Here is a 21,713-nt window from a genome sequence, read left to right as displayed (position 1 = left end):
AATGCCGTGACGAACGGCGGGGAAGGAGCGCTCGGTTCCATCGATGAAGTGCAGCGGCGGTTCGCGGCCCAGGGCTACATCGCGGACCGCCTGCTGGCGACCACCGTCTTTCTCGCGGCCTCGCTGGGCAAGCCCCTGTTCCTCGAGGGCGAGCCCGGCGTCGGCAAGACCGAGATCGCCAAGGTCCTGGCCGCCGTCCATGGCGCCGAACTGATCCGGCTGCAATGCTACGAGGGGCTGGACAGCAGCGCCGCCCTCTACGAATGGAACTACACCCGCCAGTTGCTGGAGGTGCGCCTGCAGGAGGCGCGCGGCATAGAGCGGGAAAGCATCGGGCGCAACCTGTTCAGCGAGGAGTTCCTGCTCCAGCGCCCGCTGCTCAAGGCGTTGCAGAGCGAGGGGCCGCGTCCCCCGGTGCTGCTGATCGACGAGATCGACCGCGCCGACGAGGAGTTCGAGGCCTTCCTGCTCGAGGTGCTCTCCGATTTCCAGATCACCATCCCCGAGATCGGCACCCTGCGCGCCCGCCACGTCCCGTTCGTCATCCTCACCTCCAACCGCACCCGCGAGATCCACGACGCCCTCAAGCGGCGCTGCCTCTACCACTGGATCGACTATCCCAGCTTCGACAAGGAAGTGCGCATCCTGCGCGCGCGGCTGCCGGAGGTGGAGCTGCGCCTGGCCGGCCAGGTCTGCCGCTTCATGGAGCTGCTGCGCCAGCAGGACTTCTACAAGCGCCCCGGCGTCGCCGAGACCCTGGACTGGGCCCGGGCGCTGCTCGCCCTGGGCATCGCCGAACTGGACCCGGTCGCAGCCGACGCCACCCTCGGCTGCATCCTGAAGTACCGGGACGACATCGACAAGCTGCGCCAGCTCGGCCTCGAAGGCCTGGTGGAGATGGCGCTGATGCCCGGCCACGATCCGTCGGCGGCCTACGCGCCCGGCCCCTGACCCGGCCCCGGACTTCGGCTCCGTTCCGCCATGGCGCCCGCCGTCGCTCCGCTCCCCGCCCCGCGCACGGTGCTGGAGCACGTGGTGGGATTTTCCCGGGCCCTGCACGAAGCCGACCTGCCGGTCAGCCCGGCGAACCTGCTCGACCTCTGCCAGTGCTTCCGCCATGTGGAGATCACCCGGCGCGAGGACTTCTACGCCGCCGCGCGCGCCACCCTGGTTTCGCGGCGCGAGGACATTCCCCGCTTCGACGCGGTGTTCGCCCGCTACTGGGAATCCCCCGAACGGATTCCGATCCGCCGCCGCCGCGACGGCGACCGCGAGGAGGACGCGCCCGAGGAGAGCGCCGCCGGCGCCCGCCTGATGCTGCCCGGCGAGGGCGGCGAGGGCGACGACGAGAAGCGCCAGGCGCTGAAGCTCTCCTACAGTCCGGACGAGGTTCTCGCCCTGCGCGACCTGGGCACCCTCACCGACGCCGACGTGGAACGCGCCCGCCGCCTGGTGCGCGAACTGGCGGCGGCGCTGGCGAACCGGCGCAGCCGCCGCCACGCGGCATGCCGCCACGGCCGGACGCCGGATCTGCGGCGCCTGCTGCGCAGCCGCGCCTTCCACACCGCCGAGGGCGTCTGCCCCCTGCCCTACCTCACGCGCCGCATCCGCAAGACGCGGCTGGTGCTGCTCTGCGACGTCAGCGGCTCCATGCAGCGCTACAGCGCGTTCCTGATCGAATTCATGTACGCCCTGCGGCGCGAGCTGCCGAATCTGGAGGTCGGCGTGTTCTCCACCCGCCTGACGATGATCACCGAGCTGCTGAAGAGCAAGGGCGTCGCGGCGTCCCTGCGCCAGGTGGCCGCCACGGTGCACGACTGGGCCGGAGGCACCCACATCGGCGCCAGCCTGCGGGAGTTCAATCAGCGGCATGCCGCGCGGCTGCTGGGCGGACGGACGGCGGTGATCTTCCTCAGCGACGGCTGGGACCGCGGCGACGCCGCCGAAATGCGCGAGCAGATGGCCCGCCTGCGGCAACGGGCGCGGACGCTGCTCTGGCTCAACCCCCTGCTCGGCACGCCGGGCTACCAGCCCCTGACCCAGGGCATGCGCGGCGCGCTCCCCTACCTGGACCATTTCCTGCCAGCCCACAACCTGCAGAGCCTGTCGCAACTCGCGAAGACGCTGCGCGCGATCGGCGCCTGAGGCCCCACGCCGCCGGAGGACATCATGATTTTCGCGGAATTTCCCAGCACCCAGGCCGAAGGCGTCCGCCTCGCCCACACCCTCAAGCTGCCGCACCTGACCCTGCGCAAGGGGCGCGTGCTCTCGGCGGCCGATGCGGCCGCCCTGGTCGCCGCCGGAATCTCCGGCATCTCCGGCGCCCGCGTCGAAGCCGGCGAATTCGACGAGGACAACGCGGCCCGCTTCGTCGCCGGGCTGCTGGAGAGCGAGCACGTCGCGGCGCGGTCGCCCTACACCGGTCGCTGCAACCTCTACGCCCGGACGCCGGGTCTGCTGCGCCTGGACCGCGAACGCATCGACCGCCTCAACCTGATCAGCGAGAACGTCACCCTCGCCACCCTGGCGCCCGACGCCCTGGTGGGCAAGGACCAGCGCGTCGCCACGGTGAAGATCATTCCCTTCGCCGTCTCCGCCGGCATCCTGGAGCGCTGGCGCCGGGAAGCCGGCGCAGGAGCGCCTCTGGCGCTGGCCCCCCTGGCGCCGCGGCGCGCGGCCCTGGTGATGAGCGTCTCCTCCGGAACCACGGAACGCATGCTGGATCTGGCCGTGGCCGCCACCCGGACCCGGCTCGCCGCCCTGGGCAGCCCGCTGGCGCTGGAACTGCGCTGCGCCCACAGCGTGGCCGGCGTCGCCGGCGCCGTCGGCCAGGCCCTGGCGGCGGGCTGCGATCTGCTGCTGGTGCTGGGCGCCACCGTCAGCAAGGACCGGGGCGACGTGGTGCCCGCGGCCATCCGTGCCGCCGGCGGCACCATCGAGCATTTCGGCATGCCGGTGGAACCGGGCAACATGCTGCTCACCGCGCGCATCGGGGCGGTGCCGGTGTTCAACCTGCCCGGCTGCGCCCGCTCCAGCAGCCACAACGGGCTGGACATCCTGCTGCGGCGCCTGTGCGCCGGCCTGCCGATCGGCCCGCGCGAGATCATGGGGCTGGGCGTCGGCGGCCTGCTGCACAGCGCGGCCGAAGAGGAAACCTCCCCTGCCCCGCAGCCGCCCGCCGAAGCCGAGTCGACCCCGCCGCCGTGCCCGCCCCGGATCGCGGCGCTGGTGCTGGCGGCGGGCGGCCCCGCGCGGCAGGGCGAGGAAAACAGGCTGCTGCGGCAGACCGACGGCGTGCCCGCGGTGCGCCGGGTGGTCAATGCGGCCTGCGCCTCGCGCGCCTGCCAGGTGATGGTCGTCACCGGCCATGGCGCCGAGGACGTGGAGGCGGCGCTGGTGGACCGTCCCGTCTCCCTGGTCCATAACGCCGGCCACGCGTCGGGCCTGGCCGGCTCCCTGCGCTGCGGATTGCGCGCGCTGCCGAACGACCTGGACGGCGTCGTCGTGATGCCGGCCACCCTCTCCGCGCCGAGCGCCGACGACGTGGACCGCCTGATCGCCGCCTTCGACCCCGCCGATCCGGCGGTGCTGGTGCCGGAACAGGGCGGCCGGCACGGCCGCCCTGTGCTCTGGCCGCGCCGCCACTTCGCCGAGATGCTGTCGCTCAGCGGCGCCACCGGCGCCCGCGGCCTGCTCGAACAGTACGCGCGGGAAGTACGGACCGTGGCCGTCGCCGCCGAAGCGGCCCGCACCGACACCGATGCGCCGGCACTGGTTTGAGACTTGAACCACGGCGACACGGCGGGCACGGCGAAAAATCAAAGGCTCCCATCGTTTTGATGAATCACCCAATGGGTGCAGTCAGGGGTGAAGTGAGAAAACCCGAAAACCGAGGGTTTGCGCCGTGCCCGCCGTGTCGCCGTGGTTAACCCATTTCCCCAAGGAATCTCTGCGCATTGGATCACCCCCGAGTGCCGTGACAGGCAAGACGACGATTCGCCGCGACCGCTATCGTCGCACCGGAGCTTGAGGCTGCGGCGCGTCCGCGCGCCCGGGACAGGTAGCGATGTCGGATTACTGCAAGGCAACACGCCAACGACATGGCGGAACCGGCCGTCGGACGAAAGTCGGAACATCCAAGTGATCGGCATCCACGGCAAGCTGCGATGAAGAAGGCAACCCGATCGACTGCCGGCGCCTTGTGCGGTGCACTCAAGAAACCAACGGCAAGCCGCGCTCCGTGCGAGTTTCAACAAAGACGGACGTATTGTGGCCGCTGGACGAAACCATTAGACTGGCCGCCGCGGTTGAGGATGTCTTCGATGGATTTGGAGTCGGTTTAGAACCAGAAGGAGATGAGAAGGCAACCCGACATGCTTATCGCACAGCACAGTTCCCGCGCCGCGGGCGATCCGCTTTCCCGACATCTGCTGTTTCAGACTTTCGACGCATCGGAAGCGCGCGAGCGCGTGGCCGACATCTACTGCCCCCATGAACTGACGATCATCGGCGGCAGCAACAGCCGGGTGGACACCCGGATGAGCCACGTGCCCCTGGGCGGCGCCTCCCTCAACCGCCTGCGCTACGGCCCCACCGTGAAAATCGACGCCGGCCAGTTGAAGACCTTCGTGCTGGTGATGATGCCCCTGCTGGGCGCGGCCCACGTCACCTGCGGCGAGGAGAGGATGTGCGCCCGGCCGGGCGCGGCGGCGGTCGTCTCGCCGACCCAGCCCTTCTACCAGACCATCGACGCCAACTGCGACCAGATCATGGTCCAGATCGACCGCGAACTGGTGGAACGCACCTGCGCCCAGCACATCGGCCACGAGCTGCGCCAGCCGCTGCAGTTCCGGCTGGAACTCGACATGGCGAACGGCTGCAGCGGCTGGCCGGCGCTGGTGTCCTACCTGCTCGCCGAGTTCGACGGCAATGCCCGCTACCTGCATTCGCCGCTGGTGCGGGCGCCCCTCGAACACCTGATCGCCGCCACCCTGCTGCATTCCCAGTTCAACAACTACAGCGAGGAACTGGCCCAGCCGGCGCGTCCCATCGTGCCGAGCCACGTCAAGCGGGTCGAGGAATACATCAAGGCCCACGCCGACGAGCCGCTGACCGTGGCCAGCCTGGCCGCCTATGCGGGCGTCAGCACCAGCGCCCTCTACGCGGGCTTCCGGGATTTCCGCAACACCAGTCCGATGGCCTACCTCCGCGCCGAGCGGCTGCGCCGGGTGCATGAGGAACTGCTGGGCGCGGTTCCGGCCACCGCCAACGTCACCGACGTCGCGATGCGCTGGGGCTTCCAGCATCTCAGCCATTTCGCCGCCCACTACAAGAAGAAGTTCGGCGAACTGCCCTCCGATACGCTGCGCAAGCAGTAACACCCGCCCCTCGAGGGGGCGAGGAACCGGTTTGCGATCGTTCGCGATGGCCCCGTCCCGACTTCCCGCGGCGCCTTTTCGAGGATAATTCGGGGTTCGCGAAATCTGGATCATCCCCGTGAATCCCCATCTGTCCCAGCTCCAACCCTATCCCTTCGAAAAACTGCGGCAACTCTTCGCCGGCGTCACGCCGCCCGCCGGCCTGCGGGAAATCAAGCTGTCGATCGGCGAGCCGCAGCACCCGACGCCGGAGTTCATCAAGCGTGCCGTCACCGAAGGCCTGGCGGGACTGGCCAACTATCCCACCACCGCCGGCAGCGACGCGCTGCGCCAGGCGATCGCCGGCTGGATCGGCCGCCGCTACGGCATTCCGGCACCGGACTTCGCCACCCAGGTGCTGCCGGTGCTGGGCTCGCGCGAGGCGCTGTTCTCCTTCGCCCAGACGATGATCGACGGCAGCCGCCCCGGCGCCCTGGTGGCCTGCCCCAATCCGTTCTACCAGATCTACGAAGGCGCGGCCCTGCTGGCCGGCGCCGCCCCGGTGTTCCTCGACACGCTGCCGGAACACAACTTCGAACTGGACCTGACCGCCCTGTCCGACGAACAGTGGCGCCGTGTGCAGCTGCTCTATGTGTGCAGCCCGGGCAATCCCACCGGCAAGGTGATGGGGCTCGACGCCTGGAAAAACCTGTTCGAGTTGTCCGACCGCCACGGCTTCGTCATCGCCTCGGACGAATGCTATTCGGAGATCTATTTCGACGAGGGCGACAAGCCGCTGGGTGGGCTGGAAGCGGCGCAGCGCCTGGGCCGGGACGACTATCGCAACCTGGTGATGTTCAGCAGCCTGTCCAAGCGTTCCAACGTGCCGGGCCTGCGCTCGGGCTTCGTCGCCGGCGACGCCGCGCTGATCGGGAAGTTCCTGCTCTACCGCACCTACCACGGCAGCGCCATGAGCCCGGCGGTGCAGCACGCGAGCATCGCCGCCTGGAACGACGAAGACCACGTAGTGGACAACCGCCGCCAGTACGCCGAAAAGTTCGCGCGGACGACGCCCCTCATCGCCCGCCACCTCGCGACCGCCCGCCCCGACGCCGGCTTCTACCTCTGGGCCTCGGTCGCCCGGTACGCGCCGCTGTCCGACACCGAGTTCGCGCGCGAACTGCTGCGCCAGTACAATGTCGTGGTCCTGCCCGGCAGCTTCCTGGCACGCGAATCCGGCGGCGTCAACCCGGGCGCCGATTTCATCCGTATCGCCCTGGTGGCCGGCGTCGAGGAGTGCCTCGAAGCCGCCGGCCGCATCGCCGCTTTTTGCCAAACACTTTGACCCCTGACTGGAAACACCATGCACGAACTACAAAAAATCATTGAAGACGCCTGGGAGACCCGCGCCGAATTGAAGCCCGGCACCGCGCCCGCCAAGGTCGGCGACGCCGTCGCCCACATCCTCGCCGAACTGGACGCCGGCACCCTGCGGGTGGCCGAGAAGATCGACGGCGCCTGGGTCACCCACCAGTGGATCAAGAAGGCCGTGCTGCTCTCCTTCCGCCTCGAAGACAACGTCATGATGCCGGGCGGCGGTGCGATCAACTATTTCGACAAGGTGCCCACCAAGTTCGCCCAATACGACAACCACACCTTCCAGCAGGGCGGCTTCCGCGTGGTGCCCCCCGCCGTGGCGCGGCGCGGCAGCTTCATCGGCAAGGGCGCGGTGCTGATGCCCTCCTACGTCAACATCGGCGCCTATGTCGATGAAGGCACCATGGTGGACACCTGGGCCACCGTCGGTTCCTGCGCCCAGATCGGCAAGAACGTGCACCTCTCGGGCGGCGTCGGCATCGGCGGCGTGCTGGAGCCGCTCCAGGCCAACCCGACGATCATCGAGGACAACTGCTTCATCGGCGCCCGCTCCGAGGTCGTCGAAGGCGTGATCGTCGAGGAGAACTCGGTGATCTCGATGGGCGTGTACATCGGCCAGAGCACCAAGATCTTCGACCGCACCACCGGCGAGATCCTCTACGGCCGCGTGCCCGCCGGCTCCGTCGTGGTCTCCGGCAACCTGCCGGCCAAGGACGGCAGCTACAGCCTCTATTGCGCCGTCATCGTCAAGAAGGTGGACGCGCAGACCCGTTCCAAGACCAGCATCAACGAACTGCTGCGCGACTGAGCGTCAGGCTCGCGTATCGAGGGAGACCGGCATGGGTACGATGGATCGGCTGTTCACGCTGATGGCGGAAAGGAAGGCCTCGGACATTTTCGTATCCGTCGGCGCTCCCATCAACATCAAGATCAACGGCGTGGCCGTGCCGGTCAACCAGCAGGTGATGGATGCCGCCACCATCCACGGCCTGCTCCGGGAAATCCTCAGCGAAGCCCAGTTGCGCGAGTTCGAGGAGACCCTGGAGCTGAACACCGGCTACGCGCTGGAGGGCGTCGGCAACTTCCGCCTCTCGGTGCTGCGGCAAAAAGGCACGCCGGCGTTCGTGGTGCGCTACATCCCGGCGGAGATTCCCCGCTTCGAGACCCTCAACCTGCCGTCGACGCTGACCGACGTGATCATGGAAAAGCGCGGCCTGATCCTGATGGTGGGCGCCACCGGCTCGGGCAAGTCCACCACCCTGACGGCGATGCTGGACCAGCGCAACGAGCGGATGAGCGGGCACATCCTGACGCTGGAAGACCCGATCGAATTCATCTTCAAGAACAAGAAGGCCATCGTGAACCAGCGCGAGGTCGGCGCCGACACCCGGGCCTTCCAGGTCGCGCTGAAGAATGCGCTGCGCCAGGCGCCGGACTGCATCTTCATCGGCGAGATCCGCGACAAGGACACCATGTCCCAGGCCATCGCCTACGCCCAGTCCGGCCATCTGTGCCTCGCCACGCTCCACGCCAACAACGCCTATCACTCGCTGTCGCGCATCATCAGCTTCTATCCCCTGGAGAACCGCCCGGCCCTGCTGGCCGACCTGTCGGTCACGCTGAAGTGCGTGATCTCCCAGCGCCTGGTGAAAAAACCCGACGGCGGCCGCATCCCGGCGGTGGAAGTGATGCTGAACTCGCGCCACATCGGCGAACTGATCGAGAAGGGTGACCTCAACGGCATGAAGGAAGCCATGGAGCAGAGCCTTTCTCCCGGTTCGCAGACCTTCGAGCAGGCCCTGTTCCACCTCTACAAGACCGGCGTCATCACCCTGGAAGAAGCGCTGGCGAATGCCGACTCGGCCAACAACCTGCACTGGCTGATCAACAATGCCGCCATCGACGATGGCCCCAAGGAGGCCAGGAACGAGCCCGCCGAAGGCGAGCGGACCGCGTCCGGCGCCACCTTCTCCGAATTCACCCTGACCATGGATGCCGGTGATGTCTGATGTTTTGTCACTGGCGCGGGAACTGATCTCGCGCCCCTCCGTCACGCCCACCGACGCCGGCTGCCTCGAACTGATCGGCCAGCGTCTCGCCGCGCTCGGCTTCAAGCTCGAATTCATCAACGCCGGCGGCGTCGTCAACCTGTGGGCGCGGCGCGGCGCCGCCGCCCCCCTGGTCTGTTTCGCCGGCCATACCGACGTGGTGCCCACCGGCCCGCTCGACACCTGGAAAAGCCCCCCGTTCGAACCCGAGATTCGCGCCGGCCTGCTCTACGGCCGCGGCGCCGCCGACATGAAATCATCCCTGGCCGCCATGGTGGTGGCGTGCGAACGCTTCGTCGCCGCCCATCCCGGCCATTCGGGCGCCATCGCCCTGCTGCTCACCTCCGACGAGGAAGGCGACGCCATCGACGGCACGGCGCGGGTGGTCGAAGCACTCCAGGCGCGCGGCGAGCGCCTCGACTACTGCATCGTCGGCGAACCCACCAGCGGCGATCGCCTGGGCGACACCATCAAGAACGGCCGGCGCGGCTCCCTGTCGGCGAAATTGACCGTCAAGGGCGTGCAGGGCCACGTCGCCTACCCGGAAAAGGTGAAAAACCCGATCCATCTGGCGGCGCCGGCCCTGGCCGCCCTGGCGGCGGAACGCTGGGACGAGGGCAACGAGTACTTCCCGCCCACCAGCTTCCAGATCTCCAACATCCACGCCGGCACCGGCGCCACCAACGTGGTTCCCGGCAGCCTGGAAGTGCTGTTCAACATCCGCTTCTCCACCGCCAGCACCGTCGAGGGGCTCCAGTCCCGCATCGCCGCCATTCTCGACCGCCATGGGCTGGACTACGCCATCCAGTGGACCGTCGGCGGCCGTCCCTTCCTCACCCCCAAGGGCAGCCTGGTGGCCGCCCTGGCCGCCGCCATCGAGGACGCCACCGGCATCCTGCCGGAGCTGTCCACCACCGGCGGCACCTCCGACGGCCGCTTCATCGCCGACATCTGCCCCCAGGTGGTGGAGTTCGGCCCGGTGAACGCCACCATCCACAAGATCGACGAATGCGTCGCGGTAGCCGACCTGGAGCCGCTTGCCGCCGTTTACGAAGACACGCTGAAGCGCCTGCTCTGCTGACGCCCACGGCGGCTGGCTCGCTGCGCCCACACGTCCGATCCGCCGTTTCAACTTGCAATTTCACGGTAATGGAAAAACTCGAAGACCAACTCATCACCGTCCGCGACTGGCTGCGCTGGGCCGTCAGCCGCTTCGGCGAGGCCGGCCTGTTCTTCGGCCATGGCTGCGACAACGCCTACGACGAAGCGGTCTGGCTGATCCTCCACGGCCTGCACCTGCCGCTGGACCGACTGGAGCCCTTCCTCGACGCCCGGCTCACCCGGCCCGAGCGCCAGGCCCTGGCCAATCTGCTGGAGCGGCGCATCGCCCAGCGGGTGCCGGCGGCCTACCTGACGCGGGAAGCCTGGCTGGGCGAATTCCGCTTCTACGTCGATGAACGGGTCATCGTGCCCCGCTCCTATTTCGCCGAGCTGCTGGCAGAAGGGTTGCAGCCCTGGCTCGACGATCCGGCCGGCATCGGCGCGGCGCTCGACCTGTGCACCGGCTCGGGCTGCCTGGCGATCCTGATGGCCCACGCCTTCCCCGGCGCCACCATCGACGCCGTGGATCTCTCGCCGGACGCGCTGGCCGTGGCTCGCCGCAACGTCGCCGATTACGGCCTCGAAGACCAGGTGCGCCTGGCGCGGTCCGACGTCTTCGACGGCCTGGCGGGTTGCCGCTACGACCTGATCATCTCCAACCCGCCCTATGTCACGACCGGCGCGATGGAGACCATCCCCGCCGAATACCGCCATGAGCCATCCATGGCGCTGGTGGCCGGCAGCGACGGCCTGGACGTGGTGCGCCGCATCCTCGCGCAGGGAGCGGACCACCTGACGCCCGGCGGCCTGCTGCTGGTGGAGGTCGGGCACAACGCCGATCTGGTCGAAGCCGCCTTTCCCGAAGTGCCCTTCACCTGGATCGACGCCCCCAGCGGCGAATCCAAGATTTTCCTGATGAGCCGGGAAGAATTGATCGCGCATTTTCGCTGAGTCCACCCCAAACCGCGACGCCCCGCCGTTGATGCAAGATAGAATCGGACGTACGACCTAGGCCGGGGAAAGCGGAGAGCTGTCATGTGTCTGCGCGTGAAACAATTCAAGCTGGAACTGCCGGGGTATCTCTCCAGCGCCCTGCTTTCAGTGCTCCTGCTCCTGGCGCTGGTCGTCGTCTTCACGCTCTACGTTCGCGCGGAAAAAGCCATCGATGTCGCCAACTCGCAGCGCCATCAATCGTTGAAGCTGGCCGACGAGCTGCGCCAATCGTCGGATGATCTGACACGGATGGTGCGCAGCTACGTGGATACGGGCGACCCGGTCTATATCCGCTACTACCAGCGCATCATCGACATCCGGGATGGCCGGCAGCCCCGTCCCGTGGGTTATGACCATCCCTACTGGGAGCTCTACAGCGCAACCGGCAAGCCGCCCCGGCCAGACAGCGATCAGCGCGTCAGCCTGCTGGCGTTGATGCAGAAAGCCGGATTCACTGCCGCGGAACTGGGCAAGCTGGCCGAGGCCAAGACCCATTCGGACGCCCTGATCCGGCGCGAACAGGAGGCGATCAACCTGGTCCAAGCCGCCGGCCCCGGCGATCGGACATCCGTCGCCCGCGCACGGTCGCTGCTGTTCGACGAGGAATATCTGCGCCAGAAGGCCAACATCATGCGGCCCATCGACGATTTCCTGCGGATGCTGGAGGCCCGCACCCAGAGCGCGGTCGAGAGCGCCATCCGGCGGGCTGCCGTCATCCGCTACCTGTTTGCCGCGCTGAGCCTGGCGCTGATGTACTCGCTCTGGAGCATCCATGGGTTCATGCGCAGAACGCTGGGCGGCGGCATCGATGAAGCGCATGGCCACATTGCCCGGCTGGGCCGCGGCGACTTCAGCCAGGAGATTCCGGTGGCGCCCGGGCGCAAGGACAGCATCATGGGCTGGCTGGCCGAAACGCGGCGCCAGCTCCAGCAACTGGACGCCGAGAGAAAGAAGCACGAGCAGCAACTGCGCATCGCCGCCACCGCTTTCGAAACCCAGGAAGGCATCATGATCACCAACGCCGATCGCGCCATCATCCGCGTCAATCGCGCCTTCACCGAGATCACCGGCTATTCGGCGGCCGAAGTCGTCGGCCGGAATCCCTCGATCCTGAATTCGGGCCGCCACGACGACGAGTTCTTCCACCAGATCTACCTGACACTGGCACGCGAGGGACATTGGCAGGGCGAGATCTTCGACCGCCACAAGGACGGGCACGTCTATCCCAAATGGCTGACCATCACGACGGTCAAGGATGATGCGGGCCGGATCAGCCACTACGTGGGCAGCTTCGCCGACATCACCGAACGCAAGGCCGCCGAGGCGAAGATTCTCGGCCTGGCCTTCTACGATCCCTTGACCGCGCTGCCCAACCGCCGCCTGCTGATGGAACGATTGGGCCACGCCATCGCCAAGCGCACCCGTTTTGCCAAGCACGGCGCCCTGCTGTTCCTCGATCTGGACAATTTCAAGACCCTGAACGATACCCAGGGGCACCGCCTGGGCGACGAACTGCTGATCGAAGTGGCGCAGCGGCTGAACGCCCACGTGCGGGAAGCCGACACCGTCGCCCGCCTGGGCGGCGACGAGTTCATCGTCCTGCTCGACGATCTGGACGAATCCAGCGCGCACGCGGCCGTCCAGGCCCGGGTGGTGGCCGAGAAGATCATCGCCAGCCTGTCCCAACCCTACTGTTTGAGCAACGGACAGTTCCAATGCTCGACCAGCGTCGGCATCGCCCTGTTCGTCGATCCGGCGACGTCGCCCGAGACCATCCTCGCTCAGGCGGACAGCGCCATGTACGCGGCGAAAAAGAACGGCAAGAACACTTTCCGCTTCGCGTCGGACGACCGCCGGGAATAGCGCGCCTCAGGAGCCGCCAGCGCTCGAACGCGCCGCCAGCAGGCCGGCGCAATAGCGCCGGGCGTCGGCGATGAATTCGAGGAAATCCGTCTCGAATCCCTCGTAGCATGCCAGCAGCTCCGCGCCGCCGCCGCCGAGGTGGTTGGGTTGGCGCAAGCGATACTGCGCCAGCCGGTCCAGGGCCAGGGCGATGGCGTCCGGCGTCCGGTAGGACAGCAGCCAGTTTTCCTGGCGCATGTAGCCCAGCGTGCGGTGGAAGGCCGGCGGCAGGTCGCCGCGGCGCCGCTCGGCCAGGGCGTACAGTTCGGCCACGTACTCGGCCAGCGGCACCTCGCTGAATCGCGGCCAATGGCGGGCGAGGAAGTGGTCGTAGAACATGTCGACCATGATCCCCGCATAGCGGCGGCGCATCGCGCTGACCCGCCGGCGGCTGCGCAGAAAAGCGGGATGAACGTCAGCATAGCCATCCACGCGCCGATGCAGCTCGACGCCGACGGCCAGGGTCGGGGACAGCTTGCCGGGCAGCGGTCCCTTGACGAAGTCGCCGACCAGGGCGCCGAGCCGGTCCTCGATCCCATCCCCCGCCAGCCAGACGTGCGCCAGGAAGTTCAATGTCCATCCTCCCGTTCCCGCCGCGCGGCGGAAAGACCCGGCAGGTGGCCATCAGGGCTGAGTCGCCGTTCCACGGCCGGGAACGGCGCCATCGAGCCGTGCATCGTCATGATCGGTCCTCTTCGCGAATGGATCGGGATTGTCTTGGCTGGGCGGCGGTGCTGTCAAACTCTGGGTAGAATCCGGCGCACTTTTGTACGGAAGTCCACCATGCCCCTGTATGCCCTCGGCGACAAGCGCCCCACCCTGGGCCGCGATGTCTGGATCGCCCCCAACGCCACGGTGATCGGCGACGTGCGTCTCGCCGACGGCGCCAATCTGTGGTGGAACGCGGTACTGCGGGGCGACAACGATCGCATCGCGATCGGCGTCGGCACCAATGTCCAGGACGGCACCGTGATCCATACCGACGCCGGGGTGCCGGTCAGCCTGGGCGACCATGTCACGGTGGGCCATATGGCGATGCTCCACGGCTGTACCGTGGGCGACCACGTGCTGGTGGGCATCAAGAGCGTGATCCTGAACCGGGCCCGGATCGGCGCCTACAGCATCGTCGGCGCCAACACGCTGATTCCCGAAGGCAAGGTCTATCCGGAACGGGTGCTGATCCTCGGCTCGCCGGGCAAGGTGGTGCGGGAGCTCGACGACGACGACATCCGCATGCTGGAGGGGCTGGCCCAGCGCTACGTGGCCCACGCCCGGCATTTCACCGACGAACTGCAACTGCTCGGTCAGCCTCCTGCCGCCTGAGGCGGCAGCTTGTCCAGCATCCCGGTCAGCGCCTCGGCGGACATGGGGCGACTGATCAGGTAGCCCTGGATGCTGTCGCACTGCTCGCGGCGCAGAAAATCGAGCTGTTTGACGTTTTCCACACCCTCGGCGACGCTCGAAAGCTTCATGTTGCGCGCCATGGCGATCACGGCGCCGGCGATGGCGGCATCGGCTTCGTCCTCCAGTTCGACGATGATGGCGCTGCTGATCTTCAGGGTGTCGACCGGGAAGTGCTTCAGATAGCCCAGCGACGAGGCCCCGGTGCCGAAGTCGTCCAGGGCGATGCGCACACCCAGCGCCTTCAACCGGTTCAGGGCCGTAACGGCCTCGCCGGCATTTTCCATGACGATGCTCTCGGTCAGTTCGATCTCCAGCAATTCCGGCGACAGCCCCGTTTCCTCCAGGATGAGGCGCACACGCTCCGGCAGATTGCTTTCCCTGAGCTGGCGCGCGGAAAGATTCACCGCCATGCGCAAGGGGCGGCGCCCCTCGTCGATCCAGCGCCTGGCCTGGAGGCAGGCGGTTCGCATCACCCACTCCCCGACCGGAATGATCATGCCGGTTTCCTCCAGCATCGGAATGAATTCGGAAGGCATGACCAGGCCGCGGTCGTGATGCATCCAGCGCAGCAATGCCTCGACCCCGATCAGCTCCCCGCTGCCCGGGTCCACCTGGGGCTGATAGTGGAGCACGAACTCGTCGCGTTCCAGCGCCCGCCGCAAATCGGTTTCCAGCGCCAACCGCTGCCGGCTCAGGGCGTTCATGTCCTCGGAGTAGAAATGGTAGGTGTTGCGGCCGGTGCGCTTCGCGTGGTACATGGCGATATCGGCCTGTTCCATGACATTGCTGTCGACCTGTTCCTCGTGGCCGTACATGGCGATGCCGATGCTGGCGGTGACGAACACTTCCTGGGACTCCAGGAGGAAAGCCTGGTCCATGGCTTCCAGGATCTTGCGCGCCACCATGGCGGCATCGTCGCGGGAATTGAGATCCCGCAGGATGATGGCGAACTCGTCGCCGCCCAGGCGGGCCACCGTATCCACCTCCCGCACGCAGCCGCGCAGGCGCTGGGCGGCGCTGCGCAACAGGGTATCGCCCTGGGCATGGCCCAGGGTATCGTTGATCAGCTTGAAGCGATCCAGATCGATGAACAGCACCGCCGCCAGGGACAGGGAGCGCCGCACCTGCGCCATGGCCTGTTCCATGCGGTCCTCGAACAGCATCCGGTTGGGCAGCGAGGTCAGCGTGTCATGATGGGCGATGTGGCGCAGACGCTCCTCGGTTCGTTTCAACGCCGTGATGTCGCTGAAGGCGGCGACGAAATGGGTAATCCCGCCCAAGGCGTTCTTCACCGCGTTGACGTTGAGCCAGATCGGGAAGTCCTCGCCGCTGGCGCGGTGGCAGATGGCCTCCCCCTGCCATTGCTCCTTGCTCGACTGGGTTGCCCAGACCTTGTGGAACAGTCCCTCGCTCTGATGCAGGCCGAACATCGAACGCCCGACGACGTTGGCCTCCGCATGGCCGGTGATGTCGGAAAACGCCCGATTGACGCTGATCACCGATTGGTCGACGTCGGTGACCAGAATGCCTTCCAGCGCCACCTCGAACACCTGCGCCACCAGGCGCAGCTTCTCCTCGCTGCGCTTGCGCTCGATGGCGTAACGCAGCGCGCGGGCCAGCAAGCGGGCATCCACCTGCCCCTTGATCAGATAGTCCTGAGCCCCCGACGCCACCAGTTCCGCCGCCAGCGCCTCGTCGTCATTGCCGGTCAAGGCCACCACGGGCAGGTCCGGCGCCCCCTGCTGAATGCGCAGATAGGACTCGCGGCCGTGCGCATCCGGCAGCGACAGGTCGATCAGGATGATGTCGAAAGTCCTGTCGGCCATTGCTTTCAGTCCATCCGCAAGGGTCGCGACATGGACGTATTCGTAATACCCGATGTGGCCGTCGGCATGGGCCTCGCCCAGTTGCAACCTCAGCAGGTGGGCGTCACCCGGATTGTCTTCAACTAAAAGAATGCGCACGATGGCCGATCATTGAATTTTATGCGGTGCTTCCTCGCCGACGCGCAGCAACTCAGTCAAGGCCGCCGCCGAGAGCGGCTTGGCGAACATGTAGCCTTGGGCGTCATCGCAGGCCTGCTGGCGCAGCAGATCGGCCTGGTCCCGCGTCTCCACCCCTTCGGCGACGCCCTTCATCTTGAACACATGGGCCACCGAGATCACCGCCTGAGCGATCGCGGCATCCTCCGGGCTTTCGGTCATGCCCCGGATGATGGTCCGGTCGAGCTTGATGGAATGGATCGGGAAACGCTTCAGATCCCGCAGCGAAAGAAAGCGCCCGAGATAGTTGTCCAGCGCCAGGCGCACCCCCAGGCGATTGAGCTGCTGGAGGGTTTCCTGGGCCAATTGCTCATCGTCCTGCAATGCTTCCTCGGTGAATTCGAGCTCCAGCCACTTGCCGGGCAGACCGAACGTTTCCAGCGCACGGCTGACGCGCGCGGCGAGATGGGGGTCGCGAAACTGGCGCACGGAAAGATTCACCGCGACCTTCAGCGGCCGCTCGGCCTCCCGCATCCATTTGGCGGCCTGCTGGCAGGCCGTCTGCAGCACCCACTCCCCCACCTCCAGAATCAGACCGGATTCCTCCATGGCGGGAATGAACTGGTCAGGTCCCATCACCGCCGCACCGCTGTCGTCATGCCAGCGCAAGAGCGCTTCGACACCGATCGTGCGGCCGCTGTGCAGATCGACCTGGGGCTGGTAATTGACGACGAAGCATCCTTCGTCGAACGCCTTGCGCAGCAATTCATGCAGTTCCCGCCGCTGCTGGTTGGCGGCATCCAGTTGCCGGGAATAGAAACTGAACCTGCTCCCGGCGCCATCCTGGCGCTTGGCCTGGTACATCGCCGCATCGGCATTGCGCACCAGCACCTCCATGTTTTCGCCATCCTCGGGATAGAGGGCGATGCCGACGCTGGCCGAGACGTTGAACGTGGTGGATCCGATGACGAGGGGCACGTCCAGCACGTCCAGCATCTTCTGGGCGACATGGGCGGTGCTCTGAATGTCGGCCAGTTCGCCGGTGCAGACGATGAATTCGTCTCCACCCAGCCGCGCCACGCAGTCGGTTGCGCGCAGGACGGACGACAACCGCTCGGCCACCTGCTTCAGCAGTTCGTCGCCGACATGATGGCCGAAGTTGTCGTTGATGCCCTTGAAGCCGTTCAAATCCAACAGCATCAGCGCCAGCGGCTTCTGGTAACGGCGCGCCTGGGCCAGAGCACGACCGAAACGGTCGTAGAACAGCTTGCGGTTGGGCAGCCCGGTCAATACGTCATGGTGCGCCAGGCGGTACAGATGCTCCTCCAGCCGCCGCCGTTCCAGCGCGTAGCGCAAGGAGCGGGTCAGGAGGGGACCGCTGATGTGGCTCTTGACCAGGAAATCCTGGGCGCCGATGCGCACGGCCCGCACCGCCAGCGACTCATCCTCGATCTGGCTCAGCACAACGATGGGAATGTCGGGGGCCAGCGCATGCATCTTGACCAGGGTATCGAGCCCCCCCACGTCGGGCAGTTCCAGATCGAGCAGGATGACATCCACCTCGCCGGGTTCCAGGAAGGGAATCGCGGCAGCGAGCTGATCGGCATGCAGCAGCTCGAACCCTTCCTGCATGCATTCATTCAGCATGTCCGACACCAGACGATAGTCGCCCCAGCTGTCCTCCACCAGAAGAATGTTCAGTTTCTTGTTGTTCAAGACACCATGTTCCTTCCGATATCAATTTTCATCCGGCAACTTGACGATGGTCAGCCAGAAGGTGCCGACGGATTGCACCACCTTGATGAACTGATCGAGATCGACCGGCTTGTTGACATAGCAATTGACGTGCAGGTCGTAGCTGGCCAGGACATCCTTTTCGGCTTCCGAAGAGGTGATGATCACCACCGGAATCCGGCGCAGCACCGGATCCGCCTTGATTTCGGCCAGCACCTCGTGGCCGCCTTTCTTGGGCAGGTTCAGGTCCAGCAGAATCACGTCCGGTCGCGGTACGTCCTGATACTTGCCCTCGCGGCGCAGAAAGGCCAGGGCCTCGACGCCGTCCCCGACCACCGACAGATTGTTGCGCAGCTTGCATTCCCGCAAGGCTTCCTGCGTCAGGCGCACGTCTCCGGGGTTGTCCTCGACCAGCAGGAACTCCGCCGGCCGACCGATATCGTCAATGTCCATGGATCCCACTCTCCTTGTCCGGGATGGTGAAAAAGAACGTGGTGCCCTCGTTGCTGCGGGACTCCACCCAAATACGACCGCCGTGGCGCTCGACGATTTTCTTGCACAAGGCCAGACCGATCCCGGTTCCCGGATATTCGGCCTTGCTGTGCAGGCGCTGAAAGATCACGAAAATCCGCTCGAAGTATTCCGGGGCGATGCCGATGCCATTGTCCCGCACCGAGAACTCCCAGGCGCCATCGACGCGGCGGGCACCCACATGGATCTGCGCAGACTCTGTCGCCGCGCGGAATTTGAGCGCGTTACCGATCAGGTTCTGGAACAACTGGATCAGCTGGGTGTCGTCCCCCATCACGACCGGCATGGCGTCCCACGTCACCGCGGCACCGCTTTCCTGCACCGCCACCGACAGATTGGCGAGCGCCGAGTCCAGCACCCGGCCGCAATCGGTGGAGGCGAACGACTTGCCGCGCGTACCGACGCGGGAAAGCTTGAGCAGATCGTTGATCAGCACCTGCATCCGGGTCGCGCCGTCCACCGCGTAACCGATGAACTCATCGGCATCCTGGTCCAGCTTGCCCTTGTAGCGCCGCGCCAGCAGCTGGGTGTAGCTGGCCACCATGCGCAGGGGCTCCTGCAGGTCGTGCGAGGCCACATAGGCGAACTGTTCCAGTTCCCGGTTGGAACGGGCCAGTTCCTCGGTGCGCGCCTTCAGGGCCTGCTCGGCTTCCCAGGCGTCGGTGATGTCCGAATACTCGCTCACGTAGTGAGTGACCGCTCCTGCCTCGTTCTTGACCGGGGCGAAGCTCATCCGCGCCAGGTAGTCGTGGCCACCGGCATGGCGATGCCACACGTCGCCGCGCCAGATGTCGTCCACGGCCTCGCGCGCCCAGCGCTTGTACAGGTGCTCCTCGTTGCGCTCGGAAAGCAGCAGCCTGATGTTCTGCCCCACCAGCTGCTCGGGCGCGTAGCCGGAGATTTCCTGCGTCAGGTAGCTGGCGTGGATGATGGTGCCGGACAGGTCGGTGATCAGCACGCCCTCCAGGTCGCTCTCGAAGGCCTTGGCCAGGAAGCGCAGATGCTTCTGGTCGGCATGGAAGTAGGCGCTGATGACCAGTTCGATGTCCAGCAGGCAGACCTTGAACAGGGAGAGCGCCGTGGCGCTGAAACGCTCCGCGTCGCCCTCGCACGCCCGCAAGGCGGCCGGCAACAGCTCTTCCAGCAGGGAGGCCAGGGATCCCACGTACCACTCGGGCTTGAGGCCGACGCGCTGATGGGCCAATCCTATCCGCAGACGCTCCCGAGCATAGTCAAGGTCGAACCCGCTGGAAACGATCGCCGACAGCTGATTGCCGTGATCGGTGCGCATCTGCTCCTGGATGTGCGTGGCCTTTGCCAATACATCATCGAATTCTTCGGAGCGGCCGAACGCCTTGTCGAATCGATCCGCAAAAACGTTTTTCAGCCGGTCGGCTTCGGACTGCAACGCACGCAGACGAGCCGCATCGCCCTCGTCCAACCCCAGATAGTCCTTGCGTCTTTGGAAATCGTCTGGATTCAGGCCCAACTCCTCGACAATGCTGTCGAGTACTTCCTGACTCATGCCCACGAACCATTCCCCGCAAACAAAATTCCGGGGATTGTATGCCCTTCATGAAGAATGGGCAAAATCAATTCAGGTCAGGGGCGGCGGGAAGGAATCTGCACGAAGACTTCGCCGTCGCGGATCAGACCGAGCTCATAGCGCGCCCGCTCCTCGATCGCGCCGTAACCCGACTTGAGATCGCGGACCTCGGCATCCAGTCCGGCATTGCGCTGCTCCAGCTTCTGGTTCAGCTCGCGCTGGGCGCTGAGCTGGCGATCCATCTCCCACACCCGATACCAGCCGCCCTTGCCGAACCACAGCGGATACTGCAGCAGCGCGACCAGAACGATCAGCACCAGGGTGGCGGGCCAGCGCAAGGCGACCTCGATGGATTATCCGCGCCGCGTCGTACAGCCCTCTCCGCCATGACGGAGAGGGGCCGGGAACCCGTGGCGGGAGGGAACGATCACTTGCGCAGGTTGTAGAAGGTGTCGCGACCCGGGTAGGTGACGCTATCGCCCAGATCCTCCTCGATGCGCAGCAGCTGGTTGTACTTGGCGATGCGATCGGAACGGGAGAGCGAACCGGTCTTGATCTGGCCGGCGTTGAGGCCCACGGCGATGTCGGCGATCGTCGAATCCTCGGTCTCGCCGGAGCGATGGGAGATCACGTTGGTGTAGCCGGCGCGCTTGGCCATCTCGATCGCGGCGAAGGTTTCGGACAGGGTGCCGATCTGGTTGATCTTGATCAGGATCGAGTTGGCGATGCCCTTGGCGATGCCTTCCCTGAGAATCTTGGGATTGGTGACGAACAGGTCGTCGCCGACGATCTGCACGCGGCGCCCGAGCTTGTCGGTGAGCAGCTTCCAGCCGTCCCAGTCGCCCTCGGCCATGCCGTCCTCGATGGAGACGATGGGGTACTTGTCGGCCAGCGTGGCGAGGTAGTCGGTGAAGCCCGCCGAGGAGAGCTCCAGCTTCTCCGAGGCCAGCACGTACTTGCCGTCCTTGTAGAACTCCGAACTGGCGCAGTCCAGCGCCAGCAGCACGTCCTGGCCGGGCGTGTAGCCGGCGGCCTCGGTCGCCTTGAGGATCAGCTCGATGGCCTCGTCGTTGCCGGAGACGTTGGGGGCGAAGCCGCCCTCGTCGCCCACCGTGGTGGGGTAGCCCTTCTTGTCCACCAGCTTCTTCAGGTGGTGGAACACCTCGGCGCCGCAGCGCAGAGCCTCGCGGAAGCTCCTGGCGCCCACCGGCATGATCATGAATTCCTGGATGTCCAGGTTGTTGTTGGCATGCGCACCGCCATTGATCACGTTCATCATCGGCACCGGCATCTGCATCGGCGCCGAACCGCCGAAATAGCGGTAGAGAGGCAGGCCCGCCTCTTCGGCGGCGGCCTTGGCCACGGCCATCGAGACCGCCAGCATGGCGTTGGCGCCAAGCCGCGACTTGTTGTCGGTGCCGTCCAGATCGATCAGGGTCTTGTCGATGAAGGCCTGCTCTTCGGCGTCGAGGCCGATGATGGCTTCGGAGATTTCGGTATTCACGTTCTCCACCGCCTGCAGCACGCCCTTGCCCAGATAGCGGCCGGCGTCGCCGTCGCGCAGCTCGATCGCCTCGCGCGAGCCGGTGGAGGCGCCGGAAGGCACGGCGGCGCGGCCCATGATGCCCGATTCGAGCAGAACGTCGGCTTCGACGGTGGGATTGCCGCGAGAATCCAGAATCTCGCGGGCGATGACATCAACGATTGCACTCATGAACTGACCTCTGAATTGGCGGAT

Annotated in this window: 18 protein-coding genes; 11 read left to right on the top strand and 7 right to left on the bottom strand. The window is 66.3% G+C overall.

Annotated features, from left to right (window positions below; translation table 11 throughout):
- The first annotated feature begins 6 nt into the window (after positions 1-6).
- From B9N43_RS02355 to B9N43_RS02310, 10 genes are all read left to right on the top strand, one after another.
- Positions 7-951: an AAA family ATPase gene (locus B9N43_RS02355; RefSeq protein WP_145840734.1), complete on the top strand. Its 945-nt coding sequence runs from the start codon at positions 7-9 to the stop codon at positions 949-951.
- 30 nt (positions 952-981) lie between these two features.
- Positions 982-2,145, top strand: a complete 1,164-nt coding sequence (locus B9N43_RS02350) for a vWA domain-containing protein (RefSeq protein ID WP_145840733.1) — start codon at positions 982-984, stop codon at positions 2,143-2,145.
- A 24-nt stretch (positions 2,146-2,169) separates the two neighbouring features.
- Entirely contained in the window at positions 2,170-3,780 is a 1,611-nt protein-coding gene (locus tag B9N43_RS02345; protein WP_145840732.1) for an NTP transferase domain-containing protein, read from the top strand.
- 593 nt (positions 3,781-4,373) lie between these two features.
- Positions 4,374-5,378: an AraC family transcriptional regulator gene (locus B9N43_RS02340; protein ID WP_186453946.1), complete on the top strand. Its 1,005-nt coding sequence runs from the start codon at positions 4,374-4,376 to the stop codon at positions 5,376-5,378.
- Positions 5,379-5,496: 118 nt separating this feature from the next.
- Positions 5,497-6,702 carry a succinyldiaminopimelate transaminase gene (gene dapC / locus B9N43_RS02335; protein WP_145840730.1) on the top strand — a complete coding sequence of 402 codons (1,206 nt, stop codon included), beginning with the start codon at positions 5,497-5,499 and terminating at the stop codon, positions 6,700-6,702.
- An 18-nt stretch (positions 6,703-6,720) separates the two neighbouring features.
- On the top strand, positions 6,721-7,542 hold the full coding sequence (gene dapD / locus B9N43_RS02330) for a 2,3,4,5-tetrahydropyridine-2,6-dicarboxylate N-succinyltransferase (protein WP_145840729.1): 822 nt from the start codon (positions 6,721-6,723) through the stop codon (positions 7,540-7,542).
- A 31-nt stretch (positions 7,543-7,573) separates the two neighbouring features.
- Complete coding sequence (locus tag B9N43_RS02325) at positions 7,574-8,743, top strand: PilT/PilU family type 4a pilus ATPase (protein ID WP_222428778.1); 1,170 nt, start codon at positions 7,574-7,576, stop codon at positions 8,741-8,743.
- The gene (dapE, locus tag B9N43_RS02320) at positions 8,736-9,863 is read left to right on the top strand and encodes a succinyl-diaminopimelate desuccinylase (RefSeq protein WP_145840728.1); all 1,128 of its coding nucleotides are present in this window, start codon (positions 8,736-8,738) and stop codon (positions 9,861-9,863) included. Before B9N43_RS02325 ends, dapE begins: the two co-directional genes overlap by 8 nt.
- 68 nt (positions 9,864-9,931) lie before the next feature.
- Entirely contained in the window at positions 9,932-10,834 is a 903-nt protein-coding gene (gene prmB / locus B9N43_RS02315) for a 50S ribosomal protein L3 N(5)-glutamine methyltransferase (RefSeq protein WP_145840727.1), read from the top strand.
- A gap of 96 nt (positions 10,835-10,930) precedes the next feature.
- Complete coding sequence (locus B9N43_RS02310; protein ID WP_186453945.1) at positions 10,931-12,739, top strand: diguanylate cyclase domain-containing protein; 1,809 nt, start codon at positions 10,931-10,933, stop codon at positions 12,737-12,739.
- Between the two features lie 6 nt (positions 12,740-12,745).
- Here the strand turns inward: B9N43_RS02310 and B9N43_RS02305 are convergent, their stop codons facing one another.
- Positions 12,746-13,351, bottom strand: a complete 606-nt coding sequence (locus tag B9N43_RS02305) for an ACP phosphodiesterase (protein ID WP_145840725.1) — start codon at positions 13,349-13,351, stop codon at positions 12,746-12,748.
- Between the two features lie 210 nt (positions 13,352-13,561).
- Between B9N43_RS02305 and B9N43_RS02300 the strand changes: the two genes are divergently transcribed.
- The gene (locus B9N43_RS02300) at positions 13,562-14,101 is read left to right on the top strand and encodes a gamma carbonic anhydrase family protein (protein WP_145840724.1); all 540 of its coding nucleotides are present in this window, start codon (positions 13,562-13,564) and stop codon (positions 14,099-14,101) included.
- On the opposite strand, the gene B9N43_RS02295 is transcribed toward B9N43_RS02300, so the two are convergent.
- The 6 genes from B9N43_RS02295 to eno all read right to left on the bottom strand — a co-directional run bounded on the left by B9N43_RS02295 (position 14,083) and on the right by eno (position 21,689).
- Entirely contained in the window at positions 14,083-16,146 is a 2,064-nt protein-coding gene (locus B9N43_RS02295) for a putative bifunctional diguanylate cyclase/phosphodiesterase (protein WP_145840723.1), read from the bottom strand. The genes B9N43_RS02300 and B9N43_RS02295 overlap by 19 nt on opposite strands.
- Before the next feature lie 9 nt (positions 16,147-16,155).
- Entirely contained in the window at positions 16,156-17,880 is a 1,725-nt protein-coding gene (locus B9N43_RS02290; protein WP_145840722.1) for a putative bifunctional diguanylate cyclase/phosphodiesterase, read from the bottom strand.
- A 21-nt stretch (positions 17,881-17,901) separates the two neighbouring features.
- A complete protein-coding gene (locus B9N43_RS02285; RefSeq protein WP_145840721.1) occupies positions 17,902-18,351 on the bottom strand; it encodes a response regulator in 450 nt (149 codons plus the stop codon).
- Positions 18,341-19,954, bottom strand: coding sequence for a sensor histidine kinase (locus B9N43_RS02280; protein ID WP_145840720.1), 1,614 nt, complete (start codon positions 19,952-19,954; stop codon positions 18,341-18,343). The genes B9N43_RS02285 and B9N43_RS02280 overlap by 11 nt, the downstream gene beginning before the upstream one ends.
- Positions 19,955-20,031: 77 nt before the next feature.
- The gene (ftsB, locus tag B9N43_RS02275; RefSeq protein WP_145840719.1) at positions 20,032-20,313 is read right to left on the bottom strand and encodes a cell division protein FtsB; all 282 of its coding nucleotides are present in this window, start codon (positions 20,311-20,313) and stop codon (positions 20,032-20,034) included.
- 89 nt (positions 20,314-20,402) lie between these two features.
- The gene (eno, locus tag B9N43_RS02270; protein ID WP_145840718.1) at positions 20,403-21,689 is read right to left on the bottom strand and encodes a phosphopyruvate hydratase; all 1,287 of its coding nucleotides are present in this window, start codon (positions 21,687-21,689) and stop codon (positions 20,403-20,405) included.
- Between the last annotated feature and the right edge of the window lie 24 nt (positions 21,690-21,713).

Origin of the sequence: Denitratisoma sp. DHT3, from assembly GCF_007833355.1 — a bacterium.
Taxonomy (GTDB): Bacteria; Pseudomonadota; Gammaproteobacteria; order Burkholderiales; family Rhodocyclaceae; genus Denitratisoma.
The sequence above is the reverse complement of the archived record's forward strand: the minus strand, read 5'-3'. Positions and strand labels throughout refer to the sequence as shown.

What these genes read in the sequence shown, in the direction of transcription:
- B9N43_RS02350 (WP_145840733.1), top strand. Translation starts at nt 982, where the DNA reads ATGGCGCCCGCCGTCGCTCCGCTCCCCGCCCCGCGCACGGTGCTGGAG.
- B9N43_RS02345 (WP_145840732.1), top strand. Translation starts at nt 2,170, where the DNA reads ATGATTTTCGCGGAATTTCCCAGCACCCAGGCCGAAGGCGTCCGCCTC.
- B9N43_RS02340 (WP_186453946.1), top strand. Translation starts at nt 4,374, where the DNA reads ATGCTTATCGCACAGCACAGTTCCCGCGCCGCGGGCGATCCGCTTTCC.
- dapD (WP_145840729.1), top strand. Translation starts at nt 6,721, where the DNA reads ATGCACGAACTACAAAAAATCATTGAAGACGCCTGGGAGACCCGCGCC.
- B9N43_RS02325 (WP_222428778.1), top strand. Translation starts at nt 7,574, where the DNA reads ATGGGTACGATGGATCGGCTGTTCACGCTGATGGCGGAAAGGAAGGCC.
- dapE (WP_145840728.1), top strand. Translation starts at nt 8,736, where the DNA reads ATGTCTGATGTTTTGTCACTGGCGCGGGAACTGATCTCGCGCCCCTCC.
- prmB (WP_145840727.1), top strand. Translation starts at nt 9,932, where the DNA reads ATGGAAAAACTCGAAGACCAACTCATCACCGTCCGCGACTGGCTGCGC.
- B9N43_RS02300 (WP_145840724.1), top strand. Translation starts at nt 13,562, where the DNA reads ATGCCCCTGTATGCCCTCGGCGACAAGCGCCCCACCCTGGGCCGCGAT.
- B9N43_RS02285 (WP_145840721.1), bottom strand. Translation starts at nt 18,351, where the DNA reads ATGGACATTGACGATATCGGTCGGCCGGCGGAGTTCCTGCTGGTCGAG.
- B9N43_RS02280 (WP_145840720.1), bottom strand. Translation starts at nt 19,954, where the DNA reads ATGAGTCAGGAAGTACTCGACAGCATTGTCGAGGAGTTGGGCCTGAAT.
- eno (WP_145840718.1), bottom strand. Translation starts at nt 21,689, where the DNA reads ATGAGTGCAATCGTTGATGTCATCGCCCGCGAGATTCTGGATTCTCGC.